Source organism: Parapedobacter tibetensis (assembly GCF_024704835.1).
Lineage (GTDB): Bacteria > Bacteroidota > Bacteroidia > Sphingobacteriales > Sphingobacteriaceae > Parapedobacter > Parapedobacter tibetensis.
This window is the reverse complement of sequence record NZ_JAMXBE010000004.1, coordinates 140870-162625: the sequence shown is the minus strand read 5'-3', so window position 1 is coordinate 162625 and position 21756 is coordinate 140870. Positions and strand designations below refer to the sequence as shown.

Sequence of the window (21756 nt, the reverse complement as noted above, 5' to 3'; positions counted from 1 at the left end):
TTATAGCTATTAAAATGGGGCAAATTATATTTTGCCTACCAACTCAACCAAATCAACCAATTTGTTGGAATATCCCCATTCATTGTCATACCAAGATACCACTTTGACAAATGTATCATTGAGTGAAATCCCCGCCTTAGCGTCAAAGATGGAAGTACGCGCATCACCACGAAAATCTTCGGAAACCACATCCTCCTCAGTATAGCCCAATATCCCTTTCAATTCGCCTTCAGAGGCATCCTTGAATGCTTGTTTGATTTCTTCATAAGTGGCTGGTTTTTCCAAACGAGCAGTAAGGTCTACCACTGAAACATCCGGCACAGGGACGCGAAAAGACATCCCTGTAAGCTTGCCTTTCAGTTCGGGAAGCACCAGTCCAACGGCTTTCGCTGCGCCTGTGGAAGAGGGGATGATGTTTTGATAGGCACCACGTCCGCCACGCCAATCTTTCGCGGATGGCCCATCAACGGTCTTTTGGGTTGCGGTAACCGCATGGATGGTACTCATCAATCCTTCAATAATACCGAATTTATCATGAAGTACTTTGGCAAGTGGAGCCAAACAGTTGGTTGTACATGAGGCATTTGACACAATGGTTTGATCAGCCCTTAGCTCCTTGTGGTTTACACCGATGACGAAAGTAGGTGTGTCGTCTTTTGCTGGAGCAGACATCACCACCTTCTTGGCGCCCGCATCAATGTGTTTCTGTGCGGTTTCTTTGGTAAGGAATAAACCGGTAGATTCGATGATTACCTCGGCACCTACTTCATTCCATTTGAGATTTGCGGGATCTTTTTCTGCGGTTACCCGGATGGTCTTACCATTCACGATAAGGTTGCCATCTTTTGCTTCTACCGTGCCGTCAAAACGCCCATGTGTAGAGTCATATTTCAGCATGTATGCCATGTAATCCGGTTCTACCAAGTCATTGATGCCAACAATTTCGACATCTGGGCGGTTGACCGCCGCCCTGAATGCTAAACGGCCAATCCGGCCGAATCCATTGATTCCAATTTTCATTTTTATATCAGTTTTTATTTAAATAGTATTTCAATAAATTATGTATCGGTTCCTTAATAACTGTACCAATCACTATGCCATATCTTTCAGCTACATCCCGCAACCATCCTTCATATCCGGCAGCTACGCTTCCTGTAAAGTTGATGGTCGTATCCGGATGTTGGTCTTTCAATGGCAATATATAGGTTTCAATGTAAAGTTTGAAACCATGGTAAATCATTTTTTTTATAAAACGGTGTTTATGATTTTCCAAAACAAAATCCGCAAACGATGTCAGGAACAGGGTAGGGTTTGCTTGATTATACACTTTGTCCAATATTTGTTTGCGGTCTAACGGATAGCGTGCAACAAACTTTTCCCTCAAATCGTCGGGCATCACCTCATTGAGAAAGCTTTTCAACAACATGCGCCCAATCCAATTGGCAGATCCTTCATCCGCTAGGATATAACCCAGTCCAAAATTGTTATCCAATGTTTTTCGCCCATTGAAATAAGCTGCATTGGATCCACTGCCCAATATGCCAATCAGGCCTTTGCCGTCACCGAGTGTCGAAATGGCAGAAGCTTTGACATCGTGGTCTACATTGATTTTCGCATTTCTAAAAAATTGCCTGAGAACCAATGCTATTTTCTCTTTGCGCTCAGCGGAGGATGAACCGGCTCCGAAAAAATAAATCCGCTTTATTTGTTCGGCATAATTGATGAGGTTGTTGTTTTTGTTTAGCAATTGCAGAATGAATCGCTCGTCGTGCAAATAAGGATTGATACCCATTGTCCGGAACCCCGTCACAATCTTCCCCTTATCAGCCAACCGCCAATCTGCAAACCTCGAACCACTGAATACAACAGCTATCATCAATAATCAAACCCAAACATGAAGTTATATGGACAATACTTCCACCATTTCAAGCATATCCTCACTCAGTTTAAACGCTTTGTTGTTCAACGCTTCTTCCAGCGGAGTTGTCCTAATTTCATTGCCCCATAATCCTACCATTACCCGGGTGGAACCTGCAAGCAAATGCCTCACGGCTGCAAAGCCTAGTCTACTCGCCAATACCCGGTCAAAACTGCTTGGCGACCCGCCGCGCTGCAAGTGGCCCAATATCGTAACCTTGGTATCATAAAAGTCAAACCGGTCCTTGACCGCCTTTGCGACATTATACGCACCCCCATTTTTTTCTCCCTCGGCTACAATAACAATGGTAGAAGCCTTATTTCCCTTTGCGGCAATCTCCAATTGGCTGCAAAGATCCTGAATTGCCGTAGCCTTTTCCGGTAGCAAGATGGCTTCCGCGCCACCAGCGATGCCGGCATTCAAGGCAATGCAGCCCGAATCACGCCCCATCACTTCCACGAAGAAAAGCCGGTCGTGTGAGGCTGCTGTATCCCGTATTTTGTCTATGGCCTCAATAACGGTATTGGTGGCCGTATCATACCCCAATGTAAAATCCGAACCATATAGGTCGTTGTCTATTGTGCCGGGAATACATACCACGGGAATGTTGTGTTCGCGCGAAAAGATTTCAGCCCCAGTAAATGTGCCGTCGCCGCCAATGGCAATAAGGCCGTCAATACCCGCTGTTTTAATGTTGTCATAAGCTTGTTGTCGGCCTTCCTTCGTCCGGAAAGCTTTGCATCTGGCAGTTTTGAGGATCGTGCCGCCTAATTGAATGATGTTACTTACCGAGCGACTGCTCATCTCCTCGAAATTGCTGTCGATCATCCCTTGATAACCATGGTATACACCTACCACAGATTTGCCAGCGTGTAACGCTGTTCGCACTGATGCCCGGATACAGGCGTTCATACCCGGTGCGTCACCACCGGAAGTAAATATACCTACTTTTTTTATGCTTTGCACTTTTCTAATAATCTTTTGTAATTTAGCAGCACGAATATAGTGTGTATTTACTACACTATTAAATTTTTCAAGAAATATTTTTCCACTTTGGAAGGTTTAAGTGGGCAAACTTAGTGAATTAAAATCAATTAGTAAACAACATGAGTATAATTCAAATCGTTTGAGCCTGAGTTTTTTGGAGCCTACAATTTGGACTGTATTCAACAAACAGGCAACGCTTTGCAATCAAACTTACCACATTTACAATCTACGTTTACCACGGACTGCGTGATTTTTGGTTTCCACGAAGGGGAATTAAAGGTGCTTCTTATTGAACGCAACGAATACCCTTTTAAAGGTTGGTGGGCCCTCCCGGGCTTTTTCGTTGAACATAATGAAACCATTGACGATGCTGTGAAACGGATATTATATGAGCATACCGGCCTGAGGGGGATCTTCATGGAACAATTGTATACATTTGGTAACCTGAAACGCCATCCTCAAGGACGTATCATTACGGTGGCCTATTATGCATTGCTACGTTTGGACGACCTCAAGAGCCAACCTGCGCCGGTGACCGACTATGCGCGGCAGGCCGTGTGGCACCCATTGAAGAACTTGCCCGAACTGGCCTTTGACCATAGACATATTATTGATAAAAGTATCCAGAAAGTAAGACGAAAGATAAGCTATAGTCCGATTGCCTTTGAACTGTTGCCTGAAAAGTTTACCCTCACGCAATTGCAACAACTTTATGAAGCGATTTGGGGAAGGAAATTGGATAAGCGTAATTTCCGTAAGAAGATGCTTAATTATAATATCCTAAAGGAATTGCCGGAATTCCAACGAGGGGTTTCATATCGCGCAGCAAGACTGTACAAGCTCGATAAACGCAAATACGCCAAGGTGTTCCAGAACGAGCTGACATTCAGCAGATAGGAAAATTCTTCAAATTACCTTCAAAATCCGCAATCAAAAATCTTAAATCCGTTTATGGCGCACTGCCATAGGGTTGTCATTGCCCGTTATTTCCTTTGCAGCAGCTGAAAAGGAAATATAAAGTAATATGTATGTCATAAAATGCTTCATGAATAAAATGTGCAAAAAAAAAATTTGCATCGTAAATTCTTAGTTTTACTTTTGACCAAATAAAAAAAATAGTCAAATAGTAGAAAAGCAAAAATGCAGATTGTAGATGACAAACGGAATCAAATCATAACGGCAGCGTTAAAGCGATTTTCGCACTTTGGCATAGCCAAAACAGCATTGAGTGAGATAGCGGAGGATATAAATATTTCCAAAGCGAATCTGTATTACTACTATCCGGATAAATTAGCCTTGGTAGAGTCAATCGTAGAGTGGTTGTCTGCCGAGGCAACGGATTTGATGGATAATGTATTTCGAGACGATGCCACAACGCTTGAGCTTTTGGAACAAGTACTCCGGATTAAATACGATTTGTTCAGTAAACACTACATGTTGATGCGTGACCTGGTAGAAGGAAATTTCAGCAACGAAAAAGCAAAGGAAATATCCAAAGACGTGTTTGAAAGAGAAAAAAGGACCATCAGCAACATTTTTGAACGAGGCATAGAAAAGAGTGAACTTGTAACATTTGATATCGGACTGATGTCAGAGTTATATGTTGCGATTCAGCGTGGCTTAGCCCTGTTTTGTGATGCATGTCTACCGTCAGGATTTTTGGACCAGGCGTTCCTGGAAAAGATTTTTGAAAAGCAAAAATTGGCCACTAAGGTTTTTCTTCATGGAGTCATCAAAGTTAAGGCCAGTACATTATAATGAACTGAATTACATAAATATATTATACATCAACATGCGCTATCTATTTGTCATTTTATTACTTTCTGCGTCGAGCTGGGGGTTTTCACAAGACAACAAATCCTTTTCGTTTTCTCTGCAGGAAGCCATTGATTTTGCCATGGACAGTAACCGGACAGCAATCAACGCCAGACGCGATGTGCTGGCAGCCTTGAAGAAGAAATGGGAAACCACTGCAACGGGATTGCCACAAGTCAATGCCAATGTGGAGTACCAAAACCAGCTTAAACAACCTGTTTCATTGATCCCAGCAGAATTTTCAGGGGGGGAGCCCGGCACATTCATCCCCGTGATTTTCGGTGTGCCCCAAACCATGACTGCCACCGCTACCTTGGACCAACTTATTTTTGATGGTTCGTACATTGTGGCTTTACAGGCTTCCAAAACGTTCTTGGAATATTCAAGAAACACGGAGGAAAAAACGGCATCAACGATACGGAAAGAAGTGATAAACGCTTATGGCAATGTGTTGCTGGCTGAGGAGAATATTGATATTTTGGAAAGTAACAGGCAGACACTGGAGAAAAACCTAAAGGAAACGCAGGCAATTTTCGACAACGGAATGGGCGAAGAGGAGGATGTAGAACAGCTGCAGATTACGCTTTCCAATATGGAAATCCAATTGGAAAATGCTAAACGTGTACTGCAATTGTCTAAACAACTTTTCAACGTTACCTTGGGTATTGATTTGGAAGCTTCGGTTGATTTGACGCAGAATCTGGAAACACTTATTGGGGAAAATATCGATTTAGAGCTGTTGTCTGAGGAGCTGAATTTGATAAGGAATGTAGACTACAAGATTGCCTATAATTTTACCGAACAACGGAGGCTTGAACACAAATTGGAAAAGGTGAAGTCATTACCCACGCTAAGTGCTTTTATCAATTACGGCACAGCATCCTATGGCAACAACTTTGACTTCTTCAAGAGCAACCAGGACTGGTTTCAATCATCGGTACTCGGCTTTAGGCTGCATGTGCCAATCTTTAGTTCCTTTTCGCGTAGGGCAAAGACCCAACAGACGGCAATAGCTTTTGATCAGGCGAAAACAGATCTGGAATCTACCATTCAGCAAGTAAAAATGGAAGTCACCACAGCGAGAAACGACTATCAGTTTTCAATAGAAAAATACGGGAATGCAAAAAATAATCTCGCGTTGGCAACGCGCATCGAGAACAAGAACCAAATCAAATTTTTTGAAGGGCTTAGCAGCAGTTTCGATCTCCGGCAAGCCCAGCTGCAGCTTTACACTGCACAGCAAGAATTTTTACAGGCCATGCTAGATGTAATAAACAACAAAGCAGAATTAGAACGAATCCTTAATACCCATAATTAATCACCATACCATGAACAGGACAGTAATCGTATTTCTTATGCTGGCACTAACGTATGCCTGCTCCAATAATACAGGCTCAGAGGAGCGCGTAGAAGTTGTCATTGAATCAGGCGACCTTTCGGCCATGCAGCGGAAACGGGCCGAGGTTTTAGCCTCTTCCGATAGCATCAGCAAGATTCTGGCGCAGTTGGAACTCGCCATAGCGGAGAAAGACTCCACACTCAAATACCCATTAGTGACGGTATATCAAGTAAAGGATACCACATTCAATAATTTCGTTTCCATACAGGGGAATGTAGAAACATCGGAGAATATCCTGGTTTATCCTGAATATCAGGGCATACTTTCGGGGGTTTATGTAAAGCAGGGCCAGCAAGTTAGCAAGGGGCAGCTACTAGCCCGGATTGATGACGGTGGCCTATCTAGCCAATTGGCTCAATTGGAGACCCAATACAATTTGGCAAAAACAACATTTGAGCGTCAAGATAGACTGTGGACTCAGAAAATAGGTAGCGAGATCCAGTTTCTCCAAGCAAAGGCGAATATGGAAGCCGCAGAGAGTGCCGTGCTCCAAATGCGCTCACAATTGGACAAGACGTCCATACGCGCGCCTTTTTCAGGAGTTATCGATGATATCATTACAGAACAAGGTCAAGTGGTGTCACCTGGCGGACAGGCACTGATGCGCCTTGTGAATCTAAATAAAATGCGTGTAAAGGCATCAGTGCCTGAGACTTATCTGCAAAGCGTAACCACGGGGACGACAACGAAAGTTACTTTCCCAGCTATCCAAACCACGGTAGATGGAAAAATATCGAGTGTGGGCAGTTACATCAATCCTACGAATCGCACATTCCAGATCGAAGTGGCCATACCCAATACGGAAGCGAAAATCAAACCAAATTTGATTGCAAATCTCCAGATCAACAATTATAGCAATCAGGAGGCGTTTACCATTCCTTCAAATTGCATTCAAGAAAATGCAGCTGGGGAGAAATATGTCTATGTGCTTACGGACATGAATAACGACAAAGCAAAAGTGGTGCGTACACAGATTCAAACAGGAAATAAAAACGAAGGGTATGTGGAAGTGCTGGACGGGCTCTCCAGTGGAGATGTTATCGTAAAAGACGGAGCATTGACCCTGAAAGATGGCAGCAGAATTTCCATTCAAAATGAAAATCAGTCTTAACGATGGCAAACAATAAAATAAAATATTTCGGACTTTCCAATTGGGCCATCGACAATAAGATGACCGTATTTGTACTGGTTGGAATTGTCCTGTTTGGAGGATTAATATCATACCTGACCCTGCCACGGGAATCTTTTCCAGAGGTCATCGAGAATAAAATATATGTGAGCTCCGTCTTGCCGGGCAACTCTGCCGAGGATGTTGAAAAGCGTATCACCAAGCCGATGGAAGAAGAGATCAATGATATATCCGGTGTGGTCAAGATTACTTCCAATTCCCTACAGGATTATTCCATCATAACCGTTGAGTTTGAAGAGACGTTGACAACTGAGGAGGCAAAGACAAGGGTAAAAGACAAAATAGATGCGGTAAAAGCACAGCAAGATTGGCCCACATTGGATGGTGGTGTCAAGGTAGAACCCAACGTGTTCGACCTCAACATTTCAGAAATTGTACCCATCGCCCAACTTAACCTGAAAGGAGATTATACGCAGGATCAATTAAGGAAGTATGCGGAGGATTTACAGGATCGCTTGGAAGAATTTCCAGAAGTTAAAGAGGCCACGCTTTTAGGCGTTCAAGACAAAGAAGTGGAAGTTGCCGTAGACGTTTACAAGATGATGGCTGCCGAGGTAAGTTTCGACCAGATTATCAGTGCCATTCAAGATGAGAATACCACGATTTCCGGTGGAAATATCATCGATAACGGCCTGCGAAGGAATATTCGCGTGATTGGCGAAATCGAAGATCCGGAGGAGCTTGAACAAATTGTTGTGAAGGAGGATGAAGGCGCCGTCTATTTGCGGGATATCGCTAAGGTAAACTTCCGGGCCAAGGATGCTACTACCTATGCTAGGGAATACGGCCGTACGGTAGTGATGCTAAGCATCAAAAAGAAAAGTGGTAAGAACATGATTACGGCAATGGAGAAAATCAAAAACCATATACCGGAAGCTTTGGAAACCTATTTGCCGAGTGATTTGGATATTTCTATTACCAGCGACGAGTCTACCAGAACGGAAGACCAAGTAGCCGAATTGGAAAACAGCATCATCTTTGGCGTGCTGCTGGTAGTCGGTGTATTGATGTTCTTCCTTGGATTCAGAAACGCGCTTTTTGTAGGGATAGCCATTCCGCTCTCCATCCTTTTGTCGTTTCTCATCTTGCCCATAGCGGGTGATTTTGTGGGAATTAACCTGACACTGAATACCATGGTGCTTTTTGCTACTGTGATGGGATTGGGTATGTTAGTGGATAACGGCATTGTGGTGGTCGAAAACGTCTACCGGCTCATGGATGAGGGAATGCCCCGTATACAGGCGGCGAAGCAGGGTGTCAGCGAGATTGCATGGCCTATCATTGCTTCCACGGCCACCACGTTGGCCGCGTTTTTGCCCCTTGGTTTTTGGCCGGGCATCATGGGCAAATTCATGATTTTTTTCCCATTGACGCTCGCTACGGTACTATTTTCTTCCCTTTTCATAGCCTTGGTCATCAACGCCATGTTTACTTCGGTATTTATGCAGACCGAAGAAGAGGAAATGTCGCGTAAATCACTCATTAGGATTAGCATTTCATTACTGATATTTGGCTTACTGCTCATCATCTCTGGATTGTTCAACACCCATATTATCTTCCAAATTTTAGGGCCTATTATTTTGATCGCTTCGTTGGTGATGATATACATCGGATGGAAAAACAGGCGCAAGACGGCACTGCTAAAAAGGGGGTTAGGCCTGTTTGCCTTGGCTATCTTGTTCACTATTTTGGGATTCATAGGTGGCCCCGGAGCACTTATCGGATTTGGTAACCTGTTTATTTTTGTCTCGGTGGCATTATGGTTCTTCAAATACGTGTTGATTCCTGCATCGAGGCATTTCCAGTATAAAACCCTACCGCGGCTTGAACGTGGCTACAAGAATTTTTTGGGATCTGCACTGAAAGGAGGGAACGCCTATCGTTTCGTATTCGGTACGTTTGGACTGTTGATATTGTCGCTTGTTGTGTTTGGAATATTTACACCCAACGTGCTTTTCTTTCCGGAAAACCAACCTAATCAGGCCATTGTTTATATTGAATATCCGGAAGGGACAGACATCGAGAAAACCAATGAGCTTACCAAAGTCATAGAAGAACAAGTGTTTTCCGTTTTGGATAAATACCAATATTCCAGAAATGGAGCGCCCTATAACTATATGGCCGAGTCGATCATTTCGCAGGTGGGTGAAGGCGCAGGAAACCCAATGACGGATGGCGCCTCGGAAAACGAAATGCCGCACCGTGGAAAAGTGTCCGTGCTGTTCAGAGAGTACAAATACCGCTTCAATGAAGCGGGCGACAAAATAAGCAGTTCGGATGTACTTACTGAAATCAGAAATGCCATACAAGGTCATCCTGGGGTGAGTATCATTGCCGAGAAGGACCAAAACGGCCCGCCAGCAGGGTATCCTATTAACATCGAGTTGAAGGGAGATGACTATTTTGAACTCATCAATGAAGCCAAAAATATCCAGTCGTATATCAACGGATTGAATATTGCTGGAATTGAGGACCTGAATCTGGACGTCAATCAGAATAAACCCGAAATGGAGGTCATCGTAGATAGGAAGAAAGCCGGGGAATTGGGTGTGACCACAGCTCAGGTAGGGCGGGCATTGCGCTCGGCCATCTATGGCTTTGACGCATCCACGTTCAAGGATGGAAAGGACGACCATGATATCATGGTACGCTTTGATGGTGATAATCGGTACAATGAAAGTGCCCTGTTCAACCAAAACATCACGTTCAGGGATAACCAGGGCAACTTGAAGCAAATTCCGCTTTCTACTTTAGTGAAGACGAAGAGTATCGCTACGTTCAGTGCCATCAAACGAAAGGATCTCAAGCGTGTCATCACTATTTATTCCAACGTATTGGAGGGCTTTAACCCTACGGAAATTGTCCAGAAAATCCAGGTAGCGATGGAGAGCCATCCCTTGCCCAGGGACATCACGTTCGAATTTACAGGTGAACAAGAGGAAATGGCAAAGAACATGGAGTTTTTATCCAATGCGTTGATCATCGCATTAATGCTTATCCTGCTGATTATCGTGAGTCAGTTCAATTCGATTTCTAAGCCAATTATCATATTTGTCGCCATCATTCTGAGTTTCATCGGAGTGTTTTTCGGACTGGTCATCTTCCAGATGGATTTTGTCATCATTATGACTATGATGGGCATCATTTCCCTTGCTGGAATTGTAGTAAACAACGCCATCGTATTGATTGATTATACGCAATTGCTGATTGACCGAAAGAAGGATGAATCGAATATTCCCCGTGACGAACTGCTCACAAGAAAGCAGTATCGGGATATTATCATTGCAGCAGGGACTAATAGGCTACGTCCAGTATTGCTGACGGCTATCACCACCATCTTGGGCCTGATTCCGTTGGCGATAGGACTCAATTTGAACTTCTTCACACTATTCACGGAATTTGATCCCAAAATCTATATTGGTGGCGATAACAATGTCTTTTGGAAACCCATGTCGTGGACCATTATTTTCGGTTTAAGTTTTGCTACATTCCTGACATTGGTTATCGTGCCAACCATGTTTTACTTGTTGAACCGGGCAAAAATCAGGTTTAACAACCATAAGAACGAACAGCAGGCCAATAATCAGATAACCCAAGGAAACACTGATAGCTTGCTTTAAAACGGAATCAATACTGATTTAAGGTAAAGGGGCCACACGTTGTGGCCTCTTTTGTTTTTTGCGCATTGTCTTGCCTGTTGCCATGATCAGGGGATTGGCCATGTTTTGGAACCATTCAATACCCCACCCATTTGCAGATAAGAAAGAACTGGTAAAGAGTATTGAAAAACAAAAGCAGGCTGCCACGATCTTCATCAATGGTATCAGAAATAGGGCCTAAAAAACAACATGAACATAGCTAAAATGAATATAAGAAAGAGCCTGTCCAATTGTGATGTATTCGAATATTAGTTAGATTAATTATGTTTATGAGCCTGCTGGAAATTCCAGCAGGCTTTTTTGCCTTTCCCGTGCTGTACCAAGTATAGTTGCTTAAATTACCCCATTTTAGGTATTGCCACTTCTTATACCCCAAGGTATCTTTGTCTTGATGGTCATGCCATGTAGCATTTAGGCGTACCGGTTCATGTCCTGCGCTCAGTGCTGTGATGTACGAATAGATTCAATTAACTTTATCTAATTAGTAACCAAAATGAGAGGCAAAAGTAAATTTATTGGATTGGCAATCCTGGTCATATTAGGGATTGCAGGATGCTGCAAGTGCCCTGGCGATTGCCAGAACCTCGGCTCGGTCACGGTACCCATCCGCCCGCAAGAGACCAACAATTGGTGCTGGATAGCCTGTTCGCAGATGGTCCATGCCTATTTTGGACACACCATAAGCCAATGTGTCTTAGCCAATGCGCGGCTGGGACGCAGTGATTGCTGCACACCGCAAGGGGATGGATCGTGCCCAAAGACCAACAATTGCAACACCCCCGGCAATACTCGGGCGGCTATCGAATCATTGGGTTATACCGTTACCCAATCCGATGCGCCTTTGGCATGGGATGACCTCCGTAAGGAAATCTATTGCCGCAAGAAACCGTTGGTCTTTGGCGATGGTGCGGCCAGTGGCGGTGTTGGCCACGTAAGGGTTATCTATGGCTATGTAGACGTAGGTGGCCAGCGGTGGATATCGCTTTCCGACCCATGGGGGCCATGCGAAGGCAGTGACGACCAGATATCCTACGAAACCTATGCCAATACTAGCGGGCCCGGCAGGGTCCATCGACGCACGTTATATCAATTTATAGATAATAATTAATAAACACATGATGAAAACGTTATTCGCAAGTTATATATTGGGCATAGTTTTGCTGATGCAAGGTTGCCAATGCGATGGCATCAAAGATCCAAATGATGACATGAAACCCATTGAAAATAAGTTCGACAGTCCAGAAGAGGCCCTCAGGCAGGCGCAGGAAAATTTGCATCTGATTATCAATGAAAATCAACGCCAAGTATTTGGGCTATCATCCGATGAAGAGATCAAGCAGCTTAGCACCCAAGCCGCGGTACCCATTACCTACCTCTCGATAGACCAGCTCAAAGACACGGCCCGTATTTCATCAGATGATGCGTATTGGTATGGTTTGGGCAGTGAAAAAACCACCAAGATTGGAATCAGTGTAGAGCGGGCGGACGATTCATGGATACAAAGCACCATCGGTATGAAGAAATTCGTGCAAGCCATAAACAGGCATCCCTCAGCTACCCGCTTAGTGGAGGTACCTGGTTTGGAAATGAGTTTTATGGAGCTGCAAGACCCGGATCGCCCCAGCTATATTCCGATTGTAGATTATCCCGAAGCCAAGCTTTCCATTGATGGCCGGTATTCCTGGGTGGAATTGATTCGCATACTCGATAATTACCGTGAGCAGTTGGAAATCGAGTTTGGCGAAGATTTCATCAATGGATACCTTGAGCGGTAGGCTCGTCCATTGCATATCATTTCCATAAGATTAGATTGAACAGAGTTGTTGGTTCATGGCGTGCGATTAAATAATTTATATGGCAAAAATCCGTTTTCAGGACAAGTTTTCCTAAGGATTTACCCTTCACTGATTGAAATGAACAGGTGACCATTCTTGACAATGATTGGACTCGCGTTGTATTGTTGTTTACACGGCAATAGCGGGCGCCAGACAATTTTTGCTTATACACATAAGTTTAGGTAAGTTTGCGCCCAAATTATAACCCGTTATGAAGGATCTACTGAAGCGCTTTGAGGAAAAAACACCTGAAATTGTATTTGAATGGAATGACCCTGAGACCGAGGCCGAGGGCTGGGTGGTTATCAATTCATTGCGAGGAGGTGCTGCTGGAGGGGGTACCCGCATGCGCGTAGGGTTGGATCGCAATGAGGTGGAATCGCTAGCCAAAACCATGGAAGTGAAATTCACAGTTTCTGGGCCGCCCATAGGAGGGGCAAAATCAGGCATCAATTTCGACCCATCCGATCCTCGTAAACAGGGTGTTTTAGACCGTTGGTATAAAGTGGTTACCCCATTGCTCAAGAATTACTACGGCACGGGTGGCGACCTAAATGTGGATGAGATACATGAGGTGATTCCAATCACCGAAAACTACGGACTTTGGCATCCACAGGAAGGCGTATTGAGCGGGCATTTCAATGTTCGGGAAAATGAACGCATACACCAAATCGGGCAATTGCGTTACGGGGTATCTAAGGTGTTAGAAGACCTTCAATATACACCGGACTTAAAGCGAAAATACAAAGTGGCCGATATGATTACGGGATATGGCGTGGCCGAATCCATCAAGCATTATTATGCGTTGTTTAATGGGCAAGCCGCCGGTAAACGTGCCATCATTCAAGGTTGGGGCAATGTGGCTGCGGCTGCCGGGTATTACCTCTCTCAGATGGGTGTAAAAATTGTGGGCATCATTGATAGGGTGGGAGGGCTCATCAATGCTTCGGGATTTGATGCCGATGAAATCAAATCGTTATATCTTAGTAGAAAGGGGAATAGCCTGCATGCAGCTGAGCTATTGTCATTTGAAGAAACGAATGCGCGTATATGGGATGTGCCCGCCGAAATCCTTATCCCAGCGGCAGCCTCCCGACTGATATCCAAGGAGCACGTAACCCAATTGGTGGACAATGGCCTGAAGGTCATTTCTTCAGGCGCAAACGTGCCGTTTTCGGATCGAGAAATCTTCTATGGCCCGGTGATGGAATACGCGGACCAGCAGCTTTCGCTCATCCCCGACTTCATTGCCAATTGTGGCATGGCACGCGTATTTGCCTACTTGATGCAGCGCAACGTGGAGATGAGTGATGATGCCATTTTTTCGGATGTATCCAATGTAATCCAAAGGGCATTGGCCAATATCTATCGGGTTTCGCCGGAGAAAACGAATATTTCTTCAAGGGCCTATGAGATCGCTTTAGAACAGTTGGTATAAGAATCTATGGTTTAATTCAGGAGCCTTTATACCAACAAAAATAACGTAGATACCACGATCAACGCGATCATCAACGTCTTAAATTGCTTTTCCGGCAGGACATTCACTATCCGGATACCAATGAGGCCTCCAATGATAATAAAAGGTAAGGCCATCAAGTCAAGCAGAAATCCATCCCAGGAGATATTGTCCCAAACGAATAGCTGTAAAGGGATTTTAAGGTAGTTCAAAATCATTATAAACCATGCCCCTGTTGCCACAAAGGCATATTTTGGCAGCCGCGTAGATAGGAGGTACACCGTAAGTAATGGACCTGCGGCATTGCCGATCATCGTAGAAAAACCAACGAAGAAACCGAACACCGGTGAAAACCACACCGAAGTAGTCATCTCTATCATTTTGCCGCTGCGTTCCATACAAAGCATCACCACCATGCCCAACAATATTGACGCTCCCATCATGATTTTAAAGCCGGATTCGGGTACCACATGTCCTGCCATCAAGGCAACCAACAAACCGGCTATACCCCATGGCAGCAGCTTTAGGATATGTGAGCGGTGAAATTTTTTTCGATAGTAGACTACCGCGATGGCGTCTGCCATGCAAAGCAAAGGAAGTACAATCCCTGTGGAATGCTTAGCACCAAAAAGCAAAGCAAATACCGGAATAGTAAATGTGCCGATATTTTGTATGCCTGTTTTTGACATGCCTATAAACATGGCGCATATAAAAAAGAGCGTCCATTCAGACACGCCATGGATTAGATGAGAGAGATCAGGCATGAGGCAATGCCAATATCCGTTTTACGATAGCTATATCCACATCATGGTAGTTTCTGATGTAGTATTGGCAAGGGGGAAGCTGGTCCTTGGTATGTGAAGAGAGAACACCGATTACCTTGGTTCCAGCGTTGATAGCGGCCGATACACCCGAGTAGGAATCTTCGAAAACCACACAGTTTATGGGGCTTACTCCCAAATTGTCGGCTGACTTTAAATAGATTTCTGGGTTTGGCTTATGCGCCTGTACATCCTCACTAGCCAAGACGGATTCCATCTGTGCAGCGAACCCCAAGCCATCCATGATCAAATCCAAGTTGGCACGTGGTGCGGAGGTAGCTACCCCGGTATGGAAGCCCGAATTCTTGAGGGCGGCAAGGAATTCCAAAAACCCAGCTATCGGTTTCATGATGTGCTGGTATATTTCGCGGAAAAGAGCCTCTTTTTCATCTTCCAATCGCTTAAACTCATCGCCCTTGATTTCGCGTTTGAAAAAGTAGTTCATGATATAGCTGTTGTGCTTGCCATACATGTGGTCTTCAAACTCCAGTTCGGTATAGGACACCTTGTATTTGTCAAAAAATTGCCTGAAGGCTTCAGTGTGGTAAGGGTTGGTATGGGCGATGACCCCATCCATGTCAAAGATGACCGCTAGTTTTTCCATGCGTCAAAGGTAAATTTTTTTGGGCGCAGATGACACGGATTGAACAGACTTTCACTGATTTTTTATTAGTATAACAGCTATGAACTTCCGCTTAACGGTGCTCGCATCCAAAGAAATTTACCTAACGCGAATGCCTTTATGAACCAACAGGTTCAATATGATATCCAGCTTTCTTTACGGCTTCCACGATTTCTTCTGCAGTGGCGTTATCGCTTTCCACCGACAAAATCTTGTCCGGATTTACAGTATCTACCTGCCAATGGCCTTCCCCGACCACATGGTCAAGTGATGGGGTAACGGATGCTACGCATCCACTGCAATTGATAGTTGTTTTGAATTTCAGTTGTGCTTTCATGTTATTGAGTCATTTATTTATTTACTTATTTGCCGATTCGTTTATTATTGATTCCCTGTTTGTTTTTAAAGGCATCAATGAACCCTCCTGCGTCGGGTTTTGCTTATCCGCTGATTTGCATGGCCACGAACGGCGAATTAGCGAAGATCGCATCTGCCGGTTCCTTATTAACTCCATTTCAACCGCAAACTATTGGACACCACGCTCACGCTACTCAATGCCATAGCTGCGCCGGCCCACATGGGGTCGAGCAAAAATCCGTTAATCGAGTATAACAAACCCGCAGCAATCGGGATACCAATTATATTGTAGATAAATGCCCAGAAAAGATTCTGCCGGATGGCGGTGACCGTTTTCCTTGAAAGCTGTATGGCCTGCGGGATTTTGGTGAGTTCACTGGAAATAATGGTCATTTTGGCCACATCCATGGCAATATCACTCCCTTTGCCCATGGCGATGCCCACATTAGCTTGGGCAAGTGCATTGCTGTCATTGATGCCATCACCCACCATGCCCACTATCTTATTTTGAGCCTGTAAATCCTTGACAAATGCAGCCTTTTCGGCCGGTAATACATTGGCCTTATATTGTTTGATACCCGTTTGCTTAGCGACGGCCCGTGCGGTCTGCTCGTTGTCTCCGGTAAGCATATATACTTCAATACCGTTAGATTGGAGCTGCCTAACCGCTTCAATGGAAGAGGGTTTAATCCTGTCGGCAATGGCTATTGCTGCTAATAGGGTACCCTCATCGGCAAAATGGATAACCGTATGGGCGCGGTCCAATTTTTCGTCTATCCATTGCTTGGCTTCTGCACCAATTGAAATCCCCTTTTTGCGCGCTAATACGGCATTACCGATGATGTAGCCTTTTCCTTGATATTGGCCATGTATGCCCTGTCCGCTAATGTTTTCGATATCCAAGGTATCAATGAAGCTCGATTTTTCCTTGAGAGATTTAACCACGGCATCTGCCAAGGGATGCTCGGATGATTTTTCGATGCTATACAGGATATTACGCAGCTGGTCTGTTTCATTTACAAACCATTTCAACGCAACCACCTCCGGCTTACCTTCCGTTATGGTACCCGTTTTGTCGAGGACAATGGCGTTCAATTTTTTTGCCAGTTCAAGGCTTTCAGCATCTTTGATGAGAATACCTTGCTCCGCCCCCTTGCCCACACCAACCATAATGGCCGTAGGCGTGGCCAATCCCAATGCACAAGGACATGCGATGACCAACACGGTGACCAAGGCCAGTAAACCATGGGTGAAGCCCTCCTGTGTATCCAAGAACATCCAGAGCACAAAACTCAATAGTGCGATGCCGATAACGATTGGCACAAATATGCCCGATATCTTGTCGACTAGCTTTTGTACAGGGGCCTTACTGCCTTGGGCATCCTGCACCATTTTGATGATTTGCCCAAGCAATGTTTCGCCACCCACTTTTTCCGCTTTAAATTGGAAGCTTCCCTTTTGATTGATCGTACCAGCAAATACGGTAGCGTCCTTTGTTTTCGCTACTGGTACAGGTTCACCGCTAATCATGCTTTCATCCACATAGGAATTGCCGGAAACTACGGTGCCGTCTACCGCAATTTTTTCACCAGGTTTTACCAATATTGTATCGCCAACATTGACCTTAGAGATGGGGATTTCCATCTGATGGCCACCATGGTGTACGATGGTCACTGTTTTGGGTTGAAGTCCCATCAGCTTCTTGATGGCAGACGAGGTACTTCCCTTTGCCCGCTCTTCCAACAATTTGCCCAACAAAATGAAAGCAATGACTACGCCTGCCGATTCAAAATAGACATGAGCATGCAGTCCCCTGTTATGCCAAAAATCAGGGAATAATGTATTATATACGCTGAAAAGATAGGCTACACCGGTGCTTAGGGCCACCAAGGTGTCCATATTAGCCGAGCGGTGCTTAGCCTGTTTGTATGCCCCGATATAAAATTGCCTACCGAAAACAAAGACGATGGGTGTGGCCAATGCCCACATGAGGTAGTTGGTATATGACCAATCCATCAAAGCCGGGGTCATGCCCATGATGACCAACGGGATGGCCAATAAAATGGCGCCAACGGTTCTCCGTTTTAAAGAAAGAAAGTGCTGTTTATGCACGGCTTCCAATGATTCGGAGGCTTCCGCAGATTCATCAACCATCAAATCATAGCCGATGGATTGTATGGCTGTTTTTAATTGCTGGGCGTCGGCGATGCCGGGGATGTATTCTACCTTCGCCGTTGCGTTGGCATAGTTTACGGTAGCGGACAGTACGCCGGGTTGTGCCGTCAGCATAGTTTCGGTGCTATTGGCACAGGAAGCACACGAGAGGTTGAGCACGGGGAACGTTTTTTTGACCGTGGGCACCGCATATCCCAGGCCACGGATCTTATCCACAGCCTCCGGAATAGCGGATGTTAGGTTGTCTGAAGCGATCATCGCCCGTTTATTATTGAGCTCCACCTGATGCTTCATGATGGTTGGCACTTCGTCAAGCCCTTTATCTACAATGAGGGCACAATGTTCACTTTCCACGCCTTCAAGTGGAATGTAAGCGACAGGATGCTCATTATTCTTGATAGGGATAAGACTCCCCTCGCTTATCGGTGTTGTTTCATTTATGTTTTCCATATTTTTCATTGATTGGACAATACAAATGTCGGGCTAAATCGATAAGATGTTTTATGGAATAATAGGAAAAGTTTATGTTTTATGCTATACCATTCCACCCATCAGTGTATTTCCTTAACACTATTTAACGTTTGGTTTAGTGAAAATAATACTACATTTGGCACATGACTAATCTCCAAAACTGGCATTTCATCCATTTGTATTAATTTAAATTTTATGCACTTCAACAAACGATTTATTTGTGCAATAACCTTGCCTTTGGTGTTGCTATTGCTCGCATCCAGCAAACCGACAATCAACAAAGACCAACCCCGTATACCGATAGATACCATACAGCTGACCGATACATTGGCCATGGATACTGGGGTAATCCGCGGCCAGCTGGCCAATGGCTTCGAATACTACATCCGCCGCAATGTGGAACCCAAGGACCGCGTGGTGATGTATCTGGCCACCAAGGTAGGCTCGATACTAGAAACCGAAGATGAGGTAGGTCTGGCCCATTTTCTTGAGCATATGCAGTTCAACGGAACCAAGCATTTCCCGAAAAATCAACTGGTGGATTACCTACAACGTGCCGGTGTGCGCTTCGGCTCCGACCTAAATGCCTATACGTCGTTTGATGAAACGGTATACCAATTGCCTATTCCCTCGGATGACCCCGAGTTGCTGAAAAACGGTTTGCAAGTGATGCGCGATTGGGCGCAGGATGCACTGCTGGATGGGGAGGAAATAGACAAGGAACGGGGGGTTGTACTCAATGAGATGCTAGGAGGACGGGGAGCGCAGCAACGGATGCGCGATCAATACCTCCCCATGATATTCAACCATTCAAGGTATGCGAACCGTCTGCCTATCGGCACCAAGGAAAACATTGAAGGCTTTGGGTATGAGACGCTTCGCAACTTCCATCGCATGTGGTACCGGCCAAATTTGCAGGCCATCATTGTGGTAGGTGATATTGATGTGACCGAGATGGAAATGCAGATCAAGACATTATTTGCCGATCTGAAAACTCCGGATAATGCGCCAGCTCGTAATGAATATAATATACCCCTGAATGGAAAGAATCAATTCATGACCGTGACCGACCCTGAGATGACTAATACGGTGGTACAGGTAATCGTCAAACATCCCGAATCAAAAGCGGAAACCATAGCGGACTATAAGGTACAGATAGCCAAATCACTTTTCAACCAAATGGCTGGGGCGCGCTTTGCGGAACTATCCAGGCAGTCTGACCCCCCATTTATACAAGGAGGGGGCAGCATCGGCGGGTTCATGCGTGGACTGGATGCATTCACTATGTATTTGGTAGCTAAACCAAGGGAGATAGAACGCGGATTGAACGCCGTAGTAACCGAATTCGAGCGAATAAAACGATATGGCTTCACGTCAACGGAAATGGAGCGTGCCAAAAGCAACTACCTTACCAGCGTGGAGTCTTCATATGCCGAGCGTGACAAGCGGAAATCAGAAAGCTATGTGGGATCTTATCTCAACCATTTTCTTGAGGGGACCAAAGTACTAAGTAACGAAGATCGGTATAGGTTAGGCAAGCAGCTTATAGGCACCATCACGCTGGAAGATGTGAGCGGGCTAGGTACACGCTACTATGTAGACAATAACCGTGATGTGCTGGTGATGGCTCCCGACAAGGAGCAGGACAGTTTGCCAGATGAAAGCACGGTGAATGGATGGTTAGCAACAATCAAGGACACTGAAATAACACCATATGATGACAATGTGTTGGATGAACCCTTGTTGAAGCAGCAACCACAAGCAGGAACCGTTGAAAACAGGGTTGAGCAACCCGAGTTAGGTCTCACCGTGCTTACCCTGAGCAACGACGTAAAGGTATTGCTCAAACCCACGGATTTCAAGAATGACGAAATCCAGATGACAGCCTTCAGTCCGGGTGGCACCTCATTGTACAGCGATACAGACTTCTTGTCGGCAGCATATGCCACTACGGTGATAGGAGGGAGCGGTCTGGGTGCATATGATGCCACACAATTCACCAAATACCTGAGTGGCAAGAAAATATCTGTATCACCCTACATTGGTGAACGATCGGAAGGCTTCAATGCCTCCAGTGGCAAGAAAGATCTGCAAACCGCTTTTGAGCTGGTGTATGCTTACTTCACCGACCCCAGATTGGACCTAGAAGTGTTCAAGGGTACCATGGAGCGAATAAAGGCGTCATTGGCCAACCGATTGGATGACCCTAATGCCGTATTTTCCGACACGATAAATGCCGTGCTCTACAATAACAATCCCCGGCGGATGAGCATGACGGTAGATCAAGTGGCCAATATCAATCCCCAGCGTGCCTATGAAATCTACAAGGAACGCTTTGCCGATGCATCAGATTTCACAGTGACCATTGTTGGGAACTTTACCGAAGCGGAAATACTCCCTTTGATAACGCAATATTTGGGTGGGTTGCCCAGTACAAATAGGGGAGAGAGGGCCTATGACCTTGGTATCTACCCACCGACGAAAGGACTACAACGTACTGTACATCGTGGTAAGGAACAGAAATCAAGCGTACGTTTATATTACTTCGGGGATTATGACTATTCCGAAGACGAAAACATGCAAATGGATGCGTTGGAAAGTATCCTGAGCATCAAATTGCTTGAGCGTCTCAGGGAGGCGGAAAGTGGTGTTTACGGCGTATCGGCTGGTGCTTCCTATGCTAAATATCCACGCCACCGGTATTCGTTTAGCATTGGCTATGGCACCAGTCCGGATAAAGTGGAACCACTGATGGCCTCCGCGATGGATGAGGTGAACAAAATCAAGGAAAACGGCCCGGAACAGGCTGACGTAGAAAAATTTATCAGTGAGCAGAAACGGAGCTTGGAACTGAGGTTGAAAGAAAATGGCTTCTGGTTGGGACATCTTTCGGGATCGTACCAAAACGAGGAGGACCCTGCCTATATCTTATCTTTTTTAGACGAATTGAAAAAAGTAACCGTAGAAAGTGTGAAAGTGGTGGCCAATAAATATTTGATAGAAGAAAGGTTGTTCAAGTTTATCCTGATGCCTGAGGAATAATAGCACCTGA

General features: G+C 45.0%; 16 protein-coding genes. 9 read left to right on the top strand and 7 right to left on the bottom strand.

Going from position 1 to position 21756, the window contains the following annotated elements; genetic code table 11:
• Positions 1–24: 24 nt before the first annotated feature.
• From gap to pfkA, 3 genes are read right to left on the bottom strand one after another with little or no spacing between them, the layout of a single operon-like run.
• Positions 25–1020, bottom strand: a complete 996-nt coding sequence (gap, locus tag NF543_RS07995) for a type I glyceraldehyde-3-phosphate dehydrogenase (protein WP_257667597.1) — start codon at positions 1018–1020, stop codon at positions 25–27.
• A 7-nt stretch (positions 1021–1027) separates the two neighbouring features.
• Positions 1028–1876, bottom strand: a complete 849-nt coding sequence (locus tag NF543_RS07990; protein ID WP_257667596.1) for a hypothetical protein — start codon at positions 1874–1876, stop codon at positions 1028–1030.
• A gap of 24 nt (positions 1877–1900) precedes the next feature.
• The gene (gene pfkA, locus NF543_RS07985; RefSeq protein WP_257667595.1) at positions 1901–2884 is read right to left on the bottom strand and encodes a 6-phosphofructokinase; all 984 of its coding nucleotides are present in this window, start codon (positions 2882–2884) and stop codon (positions 1901–1903) included.
• 219 nt (positions 2885–3103) lie between these two features.
• Here pfkA and NF543_RS07980 point away from each other — a divergent pair, with 219 nt between their 5' ends.
• The 8 genes from NF543_RS07980 (at position 3104) to NF543_RS07945 (ending at position 14240) form a co-directional block, all read left to right on the top strand.
• Positions 3104–3802 carry an NUDIX hydrolase gene (locus NF543_RS07980; protein WP_257667594.1) on the top strand — a complete coding sequence of 233 codons (699 nt, stop codon included), beginning with the start codon at positions 3104–3106 and terminating at the stop codon, positions 3800–3802.
• Between the two features lie 243 nt (positions 3803–4045).
• Positions 4046–4663 (top strand): TetR/AcrR family transcriptional regulator, encoded by a 618-nt coding sequence (locus NF543_RS07975; protein WP_257667593.1) that lies wholly within the window; start codon positions 4046–4048, stop codon positions 4661–4663.
• 34 nt (positions 4664–4697) lie between these two features.
• A complete protein-coding gene (locus NF543_RS07970; protein ID WP_257667592.1) occupies positions 4698–6038 on the top strand; it encodes a TolC family protein in 1341 nt (446 codons plus the stop codon).
• 10 nt (positions 6039–6048) lie between these two features.
• Positions 6049–7230, top strand: a complete 1182-nt coding sequence (locus NF543_RS07965; protein ID WP_257667591.1) for an efflux RND transporter periplasmic adaptor subunit — start codon at positions 6049–6051, stop codon at positions 7228–7230.
• A gap of 2 nt (positions 7231–7232) precedes the next feature.
• On the top strand, positions 7233–10928 hold the full coding sequence (locus NF543_RS07960) for an efflux RND transporter permease subunit (protein ID WP_257667590.1): 3696 nt from the start codon (positions 7233–7235) through the stop codon (positions 10926–10928).
• Between the two features lie 532 nt (positions 10929–11460).
• Positions 11461–12075, top strand: a complete 615-nt coding sequence (locus NF543_RS07955; protein WP_257667589.1) for a papain-like cysteine protease family protein — start codon at positions 11461–11463, stop codon at positions 12073–12075.
• Between the two features lie 10 nt (positions 12076–12085).
• The gene (locus tag NF543_RS07950; protein WP_257667588.1) at positions 12086–12742 is read left to right on the top strand and encodes a hypothetical protein; all 657 of its coding nucleotides are present in this window, start codon (positions 12086–12088) and stop codon (positions 12740–12742) included.
• Between the two features lie 271 nt (positions 12743–13013).
• Positions 13014–14240, top strand: coding sequence for a Glu/Leu/Phe/Val dehydrogenase dimerization domain-containing protein (locus NF543_RS07945; RefSeq protein ID WP_257667587.1), 1227 nt, complete (start codon positions 13014–13016; stop codon positions 14238–14240).
• 26 nt (positions 14241–14266) lie between these two features.
• Here NF543_RS07945 and NF543_RS07940 read toward each other — a convergent pair whose 3' ends face one another.
• The 4 genes from NF543_RS07940 to NF543_RS07925 form a co-directional block, all read right to left on the bottom strand.
• Complete coding sequence (locus tag NF543_RS07940; protein ID WP_257667586.1) at positions 14267–15022, bottom strand: sulfite exporter TauE/SafE family protein; 756 nt, start codon at positions 15020–15022, stop codon at positions 14267–14269.
• Positions 15015–15683 carry an HAD family hydrolase gene (locus NF543_RS07935; protein WP_257667585.1) on the bottom strand — a complete coding sequence of 223 codons (669 nt, stop codon included), beginning with the start codon at positions 15681–15683 and terminating at the stop codon, positions 15015–15017. Before NF543_RS07935 ends, NF543_RS07940 begins: the two co-directional genes overlap by 8 nt.
• 136 nt (positions 15684–15819) lie before the next feature.
• Positions 15820–16038, bottom strand: coding sequence for a heavy-metal-associated domain-containing protein (locus tag NF543_RS07930; protein ID WP_257667584.1), 219 nt, complete (start codon positions 16036–16038; stop codon positions 15820–15822).
• A 167-nt stretch (positions 16039–16205) separates the two neighbouring features.
• Positions 16206–18683 (bottom strand): heavy metal translocating P-type ATPase, encoded by a 2478-nt coding sequence (locus tag NF543_RS07925; RefSeq protein WP_257667583.1) that lies wholly within the window; start codon positions 18681–18683, stop codon positions 16206–16208.
• A gap of 216 nt (positions 18684–18899) precedes the next feature.
• Between NF543_RS07925 and NF543_RS07920 the strand changes: the two genes are divergently transcribed.
• Positions 18900–21746 (top strand): M16 family metallopeptidase, encoded by a 2847-nt coding sequence (locus NF543_RS07920; protein ID WP_257667582.1) that lies wholly within the window; start codon positions 18900–18902, stop codon positions 21744–21746.
• Positions 21747–21756: the final 10 nt, after the last annotated feature.